This window comes from Rhodococcus sp. F64268, from assembly GCF_023015605.1.
GTDB lineage: Bacteria > Actinomycetota > Actinomycetes > Mycobacteriales > Mycobacteriaceae > Rhodococcus.
In genome coordinates this window covers 632596-644438 of record NZ_JALKAI010000001.1, presented here as the reverse complement: position 1 = coordinate 644438, position 11843 = coordinate 632596, and the positions used below count along the sequence as shown (strand labels likewise).

Annotated in this window: 13 protein-coding genes; 8 read left to right on the top strand and 5 right to left on the bottom strand. The window is 66.8% G+C overall.

From position 1 onward, the window contains the following. The first annotated feature begins 22 nt into the window (after positions 1 to 22). On the top strand, positions 23 to 943 hold the full coding sequence (locus MWU77_RS03075) for a DUF6542 domain-containing protein (protein WP_308198752.1): 921 nt from the start codon (positions 23 to 25) through the stop codon (positions 941 to 943). 16 nt (positions 944 to 959) lie between these two features. On the opposite strand, the gene MWU77_RS03070 is transcribed toward MWU77_RS03075, so the two are convergent. Then, complete coding sequence (locus MWU77_RS03070) at positions 960 to 1958, bottom strand: 4-hydroxy-3-methylbut-2-enyl diphosphate reductase (protein WP_169687704.1); 999 nt, start codon at positions 1956 to 1958, stop codon at positions 960 to 962. A gap of 78 nt (positions 1959 to 2036) precedes the next feature. Here MWU77_RS03070 and MWU77_RS03065 point away from each other — a divergent pair, with 78 nt between their 5' ends. From MWU77_RS03065 to MWU77_RS03055, 3 genes are read left to right on the top strand one after another with little or no spacing between them, the layout of a single operon-like run. Beyond that, complete coding sequence (locus MWU77_RS03065; RefSeq protein ID WP_169687705.1) at positions 2037 to 2864, top strand: lipid droplet-associated protein; 828 nt, start codon at positions 2037 to 2039, stop codon at positions 2862 to 2864. Beyond that, positions 2861 to 4108, top strand: a complete 1248-nt coding sequence (gene xseA, locus MWU77_RS03060) for an exodeoxyribonuclease VII large subunit (protein WP_247272904.1) — start codon at positions 2861 to 2863, stop codon at positions 4106 to 4108. The genes MWU77_RS03065 and xseA overlap by 4 nt, the downstream gene beginning before the upstream one ends. An 11-nt stretch (positions 4109 to 4119) precedes the next feature. After that, on the top strand, positions 4120 to 4359 hold the full coding sequence (locus tag MWU77_RS03055; protein ID WP_247272903.1) for an exodeoxyribonuclease VII small subunit: 240 nt from the start codon (positions 4120 to 4122) through the stop codon (positions 4357 to 4359). Positions 4360 to 4363: 4 nt separating this feature from the next. On the opposite strand, the gene MWU77_RS03050 is transcribed toward MWU77_RS03055, so the two are convergent. Continuing rightward, positions 4364 to 4933, bottom strand: a complete 570-nt coding sequence (locus tag MWU77_RS03050; RefSeq protein WP_247272902.1) for a DUF4245 domain-containing protein — start codon at positions 4931 to 4933, stop codon at positions 4364 to 4366. Positions 4934 to 5122: 189 nt separating this feature from the next. Between MWU77_RS03050 and glpX the strand changes: the two genes are divergently transcribed. After that, positions 5123 to 6160 carry a class II fructose-bisphosphatase gene (gene glpX, locus MWU77_RS03045; RefSeq protein WP_169687709.1) on the top strand — a complete coding sequence of 346 codons (1038 nt, stop codon included), beginning with the start codon at positions 5123 to 5125 and terminating at the stop codon, positions 6158 to 6160. Positions 6161 to 6237: 77 nt separating this feature from the next. Next, positions 6238 to 7656 (top strand): class II fumarate hydratase, encoded by a 1419-nt coding sequence (locus MWU77_RS03040; protein ID WP_247272901.1) that lies wholly within the window; start codon positions 6238 to 6240, stop codon positions 7654 to 7656. A 38-nt stretch (positions 7657 to 7694) separates the two neighbouring features. Here MWU77_RS03040 and MWU77_RS03035 read toward each other — a convergent pair whose 3' ends face one another. Then, the gene (locus tag MWU77_RS03035; protein WP_247272900.1) at positions 7695 to 8288 is read right to left on the bottom strand and encodes an LGFP repeat-containing protein; all 594 of its coding nucleotides are present in this window, start codon (positions 8286 to 8288) and stop codon (positions 7695 to 7697) included. A 264-nt stretch (positions 8289 to 8552) separates the two neighbouring features. Here MWU77_RS03035 and MWU77_RS03030 point away from each other — a divergent pair, with 264 nt between their 5' ends. After that, positions 8553 to 8987: a limonene-1,2-epoxide hydrolase family protein gene (locus MWU77_RS03030; protein WP_169687711.1), complete on the top strand. Its 435-nt coding sequence runs from the start codon at positions 8553 to 8555 to the stop codon at positions 8985 to 8987. A 52-nt stretch (positions 8988 to 9039) separates the two neighbouring features. Beyond that, on the top strand, positions 9040 to 9450 hold the full coding sequence (locus MWU77_RS03025) for a carboxymuconolactone decarboxylase family protein (protein ID WP_169687712.1): 411 nt from the start codon (positions 9040 to 9042) through the stop codon (positions 9448 to 9450). A 71-nt stretch (positions 9451 to 9521) separates the two neighbouring features. Here the strand turns inward: MWU77_RS03025 and MWU77_RS03020 are convergent, their stop codons facing one another. Both MWU77_RS03020 and MWU77_RS03015 read right to left on the bottom strand, forming a co-directional pair. Next, positions 9522 to 10841, bottom strand: coding sequence for a PhoH family protein (locus MWU77_RS03020; RefSeq protein WP_247272899.1), 1320 nt, complete (start codon positions 10839 to 10841; stop codon positions 9522 to 9524). A gap of 254 nt (positions 10842 to 11095) precedes the next feature. Further along, positions 11096 to 11782 (bottom strand): isochorismatase family protein, encoded by a 687-nt coding sequence (locus MWU77_RS03015; protein ID WP_247272898.1) that lies wholly within the window; start codon positions 11780 to 11782, stop codon positions 11096 to 11098. Positions 11783 to 11843 lie beyond the last annotated feature (61 nt).

Below are 11843 nucleotides of genomic sequence, written 5' to 3'. Positions count from 1 at the left end.
CCGTCGGGTTACTGTTTACCTTGTGTCTGCATCCCAACGCGCTCGCTCGGCAGTGCCGCTCGATATGCGGTCGTTGGTCCCGTCGCTTCCCGGTGTCCCCTGGTGGGGTGCACCGCTCATCGCTGTCGGTGTCACCCTTGTCGGGCTGCTGATCGATGCAACCGGCGGCGACCAGCTGACGTCCACATTCACTGTCTTCTATGTCCTCGGATGCATCGCGGCCGTAGCCGCGGTCCGCTATCGCGGATTGTTCACCGCGATGGCCCAGCCGCCGTTGTTGCTGCTGCTGGCTGTACCGATCGGTCAGGAGATCCTGGCCTCGGGCAGCACCAGCGGCCTCAAGGAATTGGCGTTGAATGTCGCATATCCACTGGTCAATCGGTTCCCGGCCATGTTGCTCGCCACCGTGGCGGTGTTGGTGATCGGCGCTGCACGGATCTTCCTCGCCAAGCAGAACGTCGGTGTTCGTGCGCGCGCCCCGCGGTCCCGTCGAGCGGCGCCTGCGCGCGGCGCCGCCGCAACCGCACGCCGACGCAGTACCGCGCAGCGTCCCGCACCGGAGGAACCGAATCGGGCCGAGGCTCCCCGCAAGGCTTCCTCGCCGCGCACCTCCGCGGTGCGCAGCCCCTCGGCACGCGCGGAGCAGGGAGAACCGCCGAGGGCGAAGGCCTCGGTCCGCGACGTCGCCGATTCACGCGGCCGTGCCGCAGCACCGCGGCGGCGGAGCACCCCGCCACCGGTGAGCGACCCGGTGGCGCGCGCAACACCTGCGCCGCGCCGTGGCGATATCGATCCGAGGCGCGACGCCCCCCAGCGGCGACGACCCCGACCCGAGGACGCCTCCTTCCGTACACCACAGCCCACACCCATGGCCGGCGCTCCGAGGCAGGTCCCCGGGTACCGGCCACCGGCGGTGCGCTACCGGGATCGCGTCGACGACTGAGGTGCGCGAAGTCCGCTCAGCGGCGGGCGTCCCTCAGCTCGCGTGGCAGCGCGAACACGAGGGTCTCGTTGGCGGTGGTCACCGACTGCACAGTGTGGAATCCGTGCTCGTCCAGTAGATCGATCACGCCACGCACGAGGATCTCCGGCACGGATGCACCCGAGGTGATACCGATCGTCTCGACGCCGTCGAGCCATGCGGGGTCGACTTCGCGGGCGTAGTCCACCAAGTGCGCGGCCTTCGCGCCTGCGCCGAGCGCGACCTCCACCAGGCGGACCGAGTTCGAGGAGTTCCGAGAGCCGACCACGATCACCAGGTCGCATTCGGGTGCCATCGCCTTGACCGCGACCTGACGATTCTGGGTCGCATAGCAGATGTCGTCGCTCGGCGGATCCTGCAACTGCGGGAACTTCTCGCGCAACCGCTGCACGGTGGTCATCGTCTCGTCGACACTCAGGGTGGTCTGCGACAGCCAGATCACCTTCGACGGGTCTCGTACCGTCACGGCATCGACCGCCTCGGGGCCGTCGACGAGCTGAACGTGGTCGGGGGCCTCTCCCGCAGTACCTTCGACCTCCTCGTGGCCTTCGTGGCCGATGAGCAGGATGTCGAAATCGTCGCGGGCGAAACGCTTCGCTTCCTGGTGCACCTTCGTCACCAACGGGCAGGTCGCGTCGATCGTGTGGAGGTTGCGGACGGCCGCGGCCTCGTGCACCGCGGGCGAGACGCCGTGCGCCGAGAACACGAGGACCGATCCCTCCGGGACCTCGTCGGTCTCGTCGACGAACACGACACCTTGCTCGGCAAGGGTCTCCACGACGTGCCGATTGTGCACAATCTCTTTGCGGACGTAGATCGGAGCACCGTGCTTCTCGAGAGACTTCTCGACGGTCTCCACTGCACGGTCCACACCGGCGCAGTATCCTCTCGGCTCGGCGAGAAGGACGCGCTTCCCCGGCGTCGATGTGCCGGGTGACCGTGTGATTCCTAGTTCGAGCGGGACAGGCGCAGACATGTCTCCAGAGTACGGGCCGAGCGGTCACACCGACCTGCTCGGCTACCAAAGACACCGATCGTGAGGCAGGGTGAGGGAATGATCCGTCCACCGTTCATGGCACGGGTGGCCGCCGGCGTGGCCGTCACCGCGTACGAAGAAACTCTCCGACTTCCGAGTACTGCGGTTGCGCTCCCGATGACCACGGTGAGCCAGATCCTGCAGACTGCGATGCGGATGCAGCAAGTGATGACCGGCCTGGCGATCAAGGGCGATCAGCTTTTCGAGGTGTTCGCGTCGACGCCCTCCGAGGAACCCGAGTGGGCAGTGTTCGACGAGGACAAAGAGCCTCCCACCAGCGCAGAGGAACCTGCGAAGCGCGCCGATACCCCGGCCCCCGCCACACCTGCGGCTTCGGCGTCCGGCCGGTTCGCGCTGTATTCGGTGCCGCCGGGTGAGGCTGCGGGCAGCCCTGCCGTGACCCCCGCCTCGACGGAGGCGCCCGTCGCGACCCCCGCACCGTCCGCTTCGTCCACCGCCGAGTCGAAGGCTCCCGCTGCTGCCGGGGCGAAGAAAGCGCCTGCGAAGAAGACGGCCGCCAAGAAGGCCCCTGCGAAGAAGGCCTCGGCCCCGCGCCCCTCCGCCGCGAAGGCGACTGTGACGAAAACCTCACCGGCGAAGAAGTCGGCGGCCGCGAAGTCTGCGTCGAAGTCCACACCCGCCTCTGCGCCCAAGCCCACGCAGCCGGCCGAGATCGCCGAGTACCTCGACTACGGCACGTTGACCCTCGCGCAGCTGCGTGCTCGTCTCCGCACGTTGTCGGTAGAAGACCTCACCGCGCTCCTCGCCTACGAGAACGCGAACGCCGGGCGCGCACCGTTCGTCACGATGCTGTCCAACCGGATCTCCAGCGCCGAACGCAAGTGAGCACAGATCGGACCGGTGGTCGCACCAACTCGGCGGAGAACCCGTGGCCGGTGCGCACCGTGTCACAGAAAATCTCCGGCTGGATCGACAAACTCGGCACCGTATGGGTGGAAGGACAGCTCACCCAGATCAATGCCCGGCCGGGGACCCGGACTGCGTTCCTGACCCTGCGCGACCCGTCGGTGGACATGTCGTTGCAGCTCACCTGCGACCCGCAGCTGCTTCGCGCATCCGAGGTGCCGCTCACCGAGGGCACCAGCGTCGTGGTGTTCGGCAAGATCACCTTCTGGCCGGGTCGCGGCAGCCTGGCGTTGCGGATCACCGAGATCCGTCCCGTCGGAATCGGCGAGCTTCTCGCACGCCTCGAACGTCTACGCAAGCTTCTCGCGGCGGAAGGTCTTTTCGATCAGCGGCTCAAACGCCCCTTGCCGTTCCTGCCCCGACGCATCGGGCTGATCACCGGCCGGGCCAGTGCCGCCGAACGCGACGTGTTGTCGGTCGCGGAGCGACGGTGGCCGGCCGTGCAGTTCGACGTGCGCAACACCCCGGTTCAGGGGCCGACCGCGGTGCCACAGATCCTCGAGGCGCTCGCCGCGCTGGACAAGGATCCCGACGTGGATGTGATCATCCTCGCGCGCGGCGGTGGCAGTCCCGAGGATCTGCTGCCGTTCTCCGACGAGGCGCTGTGCCGCGCGATCGTCGCGTGCACGACCCCCGTCGTCAGCGCGATCGGGCACGAACCCGACAGCCCGCTGTCCGATTACGTCGCGGACCTGCGGGCCGCGACACCCACCGACGCTGCGAAGTGTGTGGTGCCGGACGCCGTCGCCGAACAGGATCTGGTCGACGAACTCCGGTCGCGAGCTGCCGGTGCGCTGCGGAACTGGGTGCGACGGGAAGAACATGTGATCGCACAGTTGCGCGACCGGCCCGTGTTGGCGGATCCGTTCGCCGCACTCGACCGGCGTGCCGACGAGATCGAACGACTCCGGGTGGCCGCGCGCCGCGACATTTCACGGACGGTTGCGGCAGAGACAACAACCGTCGAGCATCTGCGTGCACGCCTGTCCACACTCGGGCCAGCGGCCACCCTCGCTCGCGGCTACGCCGTGGTGCAGCGGGTCGTGGCCGACGGCGATCCCGAGGTGGTGCGGTCGGTGGACGATGCCCCGCCGGGCACTCAGCTGCGGGTGCGAGTGGGTGACGGCGCGGTGCGAGCCGTCGTCATGGGTCGAGAGAAGTAGAGGATCACACTGTGAGCGACACGAATTCCGACGTTGCCGAACTCGGCTACGAACGCGCGCGCGACGAGCTGGTGAACGTCGTCAAGATGCTCGAGCAGGGCGGGCTGGATCTGGACGATTCACTCGCGTTGTGGGAGCGGGGTGAAGCACTGGCCAAGCGGTGTGAGCAGCACCTTGCAGGCGCACGTCAGCGGGTCGAGAACGCCCTGGCGCACGCCGACGACGAAGACGACGACAGCGAGGAAGACTAGCCGGTCAGGGCTCCAGCGGCTCGGCAACTCCGACCGCGGTGGCGAGTTCGGTGAACTCTTCGTCGGTGCCCGAACCACCGACCAGGATGCGGACGTCGCCGAAGTCCGATACCCACAGCGCTTCGACGCCCTCGCCCCCGTAGACGGTCCAGTCCCGGGTACCGATCTGCTGCGCGCCGGTGACGCGACGCGATTCGCCTGCCACGAACCGGACGAGTTCGTCCTCGCCCGCGTCGGACTGCGTGAAGCGCACATAGCGTCCGCCGGCGGTGACGAACCCCACGGTGCTCGAATCGCCGCCTGCGTTTCCGGAGATGATGCTGCGGCTCCCCGAGTTGGACTGCCAGCCCTCCGGAACTTCGGGGTGCCGGATCGGGAAACCGAGTTCCTTCGCGTCGTACTTCAGGCCTGCATCGAGATCGAAGGTCGGCACCGGACCGGCAGTCGGCCCCCCGGGGCTGAATGAGCACTGGCTCGCGACTCCGGCAATGACCAGCATTGCGACAACCAGCGGAATCAGCGACCAGGCCATATCGCGGGTGTCGTTCAGGATGCGAGGTTTCTTGGGAGCCACATAACCAGTCTGACAGCCCACGCCGAGGTGCGGTGCGCCCGCCCTGGGTCCCACACGTCATCGAGGCCCGGGTGATGAGACAATGACCACGCGATACACCCATCCGCTCGTGCGGCCCCGATCCCGGTGGCCACATCTGCGCCGGCGCGACTCGAGCGCCGACCGACTTTCATCAGGAGGCAGTAGCCCATGACGGCCAGCACCCCACAGCGCCGCGAAGCTCCCGACCGCAACCTCGCGCTCGAACTGGTGCGCGTCACCGAGGCCGCAGCGATGGCAGCAGGCCGCTGGGTCGGACGCGGCGACAAGGAGGGCGGCGACGGGGCCGCCGTCGATGCCATGCGCCACATGGTGAGTTCGGTGTCGATGCAGGGCGTCGTCGTGATCGGTGAGGGCGAGAAGGACGAAGCGCCCATGCTCTACAACGGCGAGGAAGTCGGCAACGGCGACGGACCGCTGTGCGATGTCGCTGTGGATCCGATCGACGGCACCACGCTCATGTCGAAGGGCGCGCCCGGCGCGATCGCTGTCCTCGCGGTCGCCGAACGCGGCGCCATGTTCGATCCGTCGGCCGTGTTCTACATGGAGAAGATCGCGGTCGGCCCCGAGGCAGCGGATGTCATCGATATCACCGTCCCCGTTGCGGAGAACATCCGCCGCGTGGCGAAGGCCAAGAGCATCGCGATCCCGGACCTGACGGTCACGATCCTCGATCGCGAGCGTCACGCAGGCATCATCAGTGAGGTGCGCGAGGCCGGGGCCCGCATCCGATTGATCTCCGACGGCGACGTTGCCGGCGCCATCGCCGCGGCACGGCCCGGCTCGGGTGTCGACATGCTGCTCGGTATCGGTGGCACCCCCGAGGGCATCATCGCTGCAGCCGCCATGCGGTGCATGGGTGGCGCGCTGCAGGGCCGGCTCGCCCCGAAGGACGACGCCGAGCGCCAGAAGGCCATCGACGCCGGACACGACCTCGACCGCGTGCTCACCACGACCGACCTCGTGACCGGCGAGAACATCTTCTTCTGCGCGACCGGTGTCACCGACGGTGAATTGCTGCGTGGTGTCCGGTACACCCCGGGCGGAGCCGAAACGCAGTCGATCGTGATGCGCAGCAAGTCCGGCACCGTCCGCATGGTCGAGGCCTATCACCGCCTCAAGAAGCTCGGCGAGTTCTCGTCGATCGATTTCCAGGGGGTCGACGGCGCCGCGCCGCCGCTGCCGTGACCTGACACGCATTTGTGGGGTGCAGGAACGTTTTCTTGCACCCCACAAATGTGCTCGGCGGGCCTACCGTGGACGGCATGACCGACACTTCCGAGCAGTCTTCCCCTCAGTACCGCATCGAGCACGACACCATGGGCGAGGTCCGGGTCCCGGTCGACGCCCTCTGGCGCGCACAGACCCAGCGCGCCGTGGAGAATTTCCCGATCTCCGGACGCGGCCTCGACCGCGCGCAGATCCGCGCTCTCGGACTTCTCAAAGGCGCATGCGCACAGGTCAACAAGGATCTCGGCCTCCTCGACGCCGAGAAGGCGGAGGCGATCATTGCCGCCGCCCGCGAGATCGCCGACGGCAAGCACGACGACCAGTTTCCGATCGACGTGTTCCAAACCGGTTCGGGCACAAGCTCGAACATGAACACCAACGAGGTCATCGCGTCGATCGCCGCGCAGGCCGGTGTCACCGTTCACCCGAACGACCACGTCAACATGTCGCAGTCGTCGAACGACACATTCCCCACCGCAACGCATGTCGCCGCCACCGAAGCGGCCGTCTCCGATCTCGTTCCGGCGCTGGAGCAATTGCAGAGCGCGCTCAGCGACAAGGCCACCGAGTGGCGCACTGTCGTCAAATCGGGCCGAACGCACCTGATGGACGCCGTACCCGTAACTCTCGGTCAGGAGTTCGGTGGGTACGCACGCCAGATCGAAGCGGGGATCGAACGAGTGCAGGCCACCTTGCCGCGCCTCGGCGAACTGCCCATCGGCGGGACCGCCGTCGGCACCGGCCTCAACGCCCCGGACGACTTCGGGCCGCGTGTGGTCGCCGAACTCGTCGAGGCCACCGGTGTCGATGCGCTGACACCCGCCCGGAACCGGTTCGAAGCGCAGGCCGCGCGGGATGGTCTCGTCGAGGTATCCGGAGCGTTGCGCACGATCGCGGTGTCGCTGACCAAGATCGCGAACGATGTCCGCTGGATGGGGTCCGGTCCGTTGACCGGGCTTGCCGAGATCCAGCTACCCGATCTGCAGCCGGGAAGCTCGATCATGCCGGGGAAGGTCAATCCGGTTCTGCCCGAAGCAGTTACGCAGGTTGCGGCACAGGTCGTCGGTAACGACGCCGCGGTCGCCTGGGGAGGGGCGGCGGGCGCGTTCGAACTCAACGTCTACATCCCGATGATGGCGCGGAACGTGCTCGAGTCAATTCGGCTGCTCGCCAACGTCTCACGGCTGTTCGCGGACCGGTGCATCACGGGCCTGGTCGCGAATGTCGAGCATCTGCGCACCCTCGCCGAGTCGTCCCCGTCGATCGTGACGCCCCTGAACTCTGCGATCGGTTACGAGGAGGCTGCTGCGGTCGCCAAGGAAGCCTTGAAGGAGCGCAAGACCATACGGCAGACGGTGATCGACCGCGGACTCATCGGCGAGAAACTCAGCGAGGACGAGCTCGACCGTCGCCTCGATGTCCTCGCGATGGCGAAGGTCGAACCGGAACGGTGATGCCATCCCCGGCCCCGCGCTCGGGGCCGGGGATGGCGTCAGTCCATCACCACCTCGGTCTGGCCGTCGATGTAGGTGATGTGACCGTTCGCGAAGTCGCTCTGCAGACCCCCGTCGATGGGATGCTCATCGCTGACCGGGAAACCTAGTTCGCCGCCTGCCCCGCCTTCGGCCTCCCACGCCACGCGGATCTCGCCCCACACGATGTGGGCGTCGGTGTCCGGGCTCCACGCGATGATGCCGCCGTCGAACTCGGCGATGTTGCCGTCGCCGACGTCCTCCTGGTTTCCGGTTGCCATGCCGAGCGGGCTGGACTCACCGCCGACCTCGTTGTATTTGGCGAGGATCTGACCGCTCAGCTCGACCGATTCGCCGTCCGGTCCGGGTACCGCGCTGGTCTGCTCGTCAGCAGGCTCGGTGCCGGTCTCTTCCGCACCCTCGGTTCCTTCGGCGCCGGTGGTCTCCTCAGCGCCGGTGGTTTCATCAGAGCCCTGCACCTCGGACGCCACACTTTCGGCTGCGGACTCGACGGCGCTCGTAGCGCTACCGACTACATCTTCTGCACTGGTGTCGTCGCCGCATGCCGAGGCGACCAGGCCGACGGCAGCGAGCGCGGCCACTGTAGTTGCCATTCGACGGTTGATTCGGTTCATGGATCTTCTCCTGTCGGACTTCCCGCACCGGTGGTCGCGCACGGGATAGGACAAGCGGACGCCCCGAACGTAACCGCGCGGAACCGGTGTTCGTAGCCGTTCCACCTGGATAAGTCCACTTTCTTCGAAGTGAACCGATTCATGGAGCCACGTGCAGATCGATTCGATTCCGAGAAGGTCGTTCTCGTCGACACGCCGGGAACGACGCCGTACCATCCCCGCAATCGACAAAAGGGGGAGCACATGAATGCCATCGCCACGACACCGACCACACCCGACACCGCCATCACGGTAGTCAGGGAGTTCCTCGAAGCCCTTGCCGAAAGCCGGCCACGCGACGCCGCCCGCCACATGGATGACGACATGTCGTGGCACAACACCTCGCTGCCCACCCTGCGTGGCGCTCGGAGGATCGGCTCCGTGCTCGCGGGCCTCGAGAAGCAATCGCTCGGTTTCGATGTGGTGGTACACCATATCGCCGCCGAAAGCGCCGAGGTCGTGCTCATCGAACGCACCGACGTGCTCCGCTTCGGCCGCATCGAGATCGTCTTCCCGGTGTGCGGCACATTCGAACTACGCGACGGACGCATCGTTGTCTGGCGCGACCATTTCGATGTTCTCGGCTTCCTCGGTGCCACCGCACTCGGTCTCGTCCGGGCCGCGATCCGCCGGCCGTAAACTCTCTGCGGCGGCCGAACGGTTCGGTGGCCATCGAACAGGGAGCATTGACATGTCCGACGCCGAGCACAGCCCTGGGTTCGAAGCGGGACTCGAGATCCGGCGAGAAGTCATGGGAGACGACTTCGTCGAGCGAGCCTTCGACCGCGCGCGAGGCACCGACTCGGAGGAAATCCAGGAGTTCGTCACCGAACATGCCTGGGGCGCAGTGTGGTCGAGGCCCGGCCTCGACCGTCGTAGCCGAAGCCTGCTCAACCTCGGCATGCTCATCGCGCTGCGCGCCGAGAACGAGTTGCGCGGTCACGTACGAGGCGCTCTGCGCAACGGCTTGACCCGCACCGAGATCGTCGAATCCGTGATCCATTGCAGCGCCTACTGCGGCGCCCCCGCGGCACTCGCCGCGATGCGTGTCGTTCAGGAGGTACTCGAGACCGAACTCGGCCCGCTCCCCGACTCCGAATAGACCATGGCCCCATTGACCGAACGTCACCTTCGGCTAGCTCAGCGCGCCGAAGGTGACGTTCGGTCAATGTGTTAGGCGCCCGGCGCGAACTCTTCGAGCATCTCGGTGACGAGCGCCGCGATCGGCGAACGCTCGCTGCGCGTCAGTGTGATGTGCGCGAACAGCGGGTGCCCCTTGAGCTTCTCGATCACCGCTGCCACGCCGTCGTACCGCCCGACACGGAGGTTGTCGCGCTGCGCGACATCGTGGGTGAGCACCACCCGCGACCCGGTACCGAGCCGCGACAGCACCGTCAGCAGCACATTGCGTTCGAGGGACTGTGCCTCGTCGACGATCACGAACGAGTCGTGCAGCGACCGGCCGCGAATATGGGTGAGCGGCAATACTTCCAGCATCCCTCTCGCGATGACCTCTTCCATCACCTGCGGGCTCGCAAGCCCTTCGAGGGTGTCGAACACTGCCTGTCCCCAGGGGTTCATCTTCTCGGCCTCGGTCCCGGGGAGATAGCCCAGTTCCTGACCGCCGACGGCGTAGAGCGGCCGGAACACGACGACCTTGCGGTGGGACCGCTTCTCGAGCACGGCCTCCAGACCCGCCGTCAGAGCAAGTGCCGACTTGCCTGTTCCCGCCTTACCTCCGAGTGACACGATGCCGACGGATTCGTCGAGCAACAGATCGAGTGCGACGCGCTGCTCGGCCGAGCGGCCGTGCAGACCGAATGCCTCGCGATCGCCGCGGACCAGCTGCACCTGCTTGTCCGCGGTGACGCGGCCGAGTGCGCTCGAGGATCCGCCGAGAAGCCGGATACCGGTGTGACACGGAAGATCCCGGGCCGTTTCGAGATCGACGACGCCCGCGGCGAACAATTCGTCGATCAGCGACTTGTCTACCTCGAGTTCGGTCATGCCGCTCCAGCCGGAGGTGACGACGTCCTGTGCGTGGTATTCGTCCGCGGTCAGGCCGACCGCACCGGCCTTGACCCGCAGCGGTGTGTCCTTGCTGACGAGCACCACATCGCGACCCTCCGCCGCCAGATTCATCGCGCACGCAAGAATTCTCGAGTCGTTCGAATCAGTGCGGAAACCGGAGGGAAGGACCATCTGATCGGTGTGGTTGAGTTCCACGTGCAGCATTCCACCGGACTCGCCTACCGGGATGGGGCGGTCGAGCCGACCGTGGCGTTGCCGCAGGTCGTCGAGCAACCGCAGTGACTCCCGCGCAAACCACCCGAGTTCGTGGTGGTGGCGCTTGCCTTCGAGCTCGCCGATCACCACCAGGGGCAGTACGACCTCGTGTTCGGCGAATCTCGTGACCGCCCACGGATCGGAGAGCAGGACGGAAGTATCCAGCACGTAGGTGCGTACGGCTGGAACGGAGCGTGTTGCGTTCACGTGAGGCTCCTCGACCTGCGCGGCACCGCGCAGATTGTTCGGTGGCCGGTCGTTCCCCGGTGGTCCTCACGGACACGAGGGCCGGGTGCCGGCCCCTCGCTCGGACTGTTCTGCCGCACGATCAGGGACCTCCCGCGTAGTCGGCACTGCGCCGCCTACACACTCGACGCTAACCCCGATACGGTGGGTTCGCTCGGTACAGGCAAGGCGTGTCGATGAAGTTCAGGTGAACCACAGCTGTCCGCCTGCACGCATCACGACAGCGTCGCGGCCAACTGCTCGTCGTGAGGCACGTTGCGGTGGGCCGTCGCTTCGAGAGCGCCGATGACCGCGTCGGTCGTTTCGACCCTGCCGACCCGCTTGGCAACGTAGTCGAGTGCCATCACATGCTCGTTGCGGGAGAAGTCGGCGGTGCCGTCGACCACCATGAACGGGGCCACGTCGCTCATGAAGGCATCGGCGGCACTGAGCATGCAACCCATGTGTGCGTAGACGCCGGTGACGATCAGCTGGTCGCGGCCGTAGTGCGCGAGCAGCTGCCGAAAATCGGTGCGCTGGAAGGCCGAGTACCGCCACTTGGTGACCTGGATGTCGGAGGCGTCGGGGGTCAGTTCGTCGATCACCTCTGTGTCGCGTCCGCTGGTCAGCCCTGTGCCCCAGAAGTCGGCGAGGATGCCTCGGCGCGACGGGTGCTGATCGCCCGGCTGCATCGTGTACACGACGGGCACTCCCGCAGCCTTGCATGCCTCGCGGATACGGGCGATGTTGGGCACCACAACGGACAGCGGCTCGACGTCCGGTCGGTAGGCGTCGATGAAGTACTTCTGCATGTCGTGGATCAGCAGGACGGATCGCGAGGCGTCGAGAGCCCACTCCACCCTGGCGTCCGGGAGTTCGTCGCGGGTGGGCATCGAGTACGGGGAGATGGCGGGAATGGCCATGCAGCGTCGTCCTTCTGGTCTCGGGGCACGGAGGTCGTCGTTAACGTGTGCAGCCATCGAA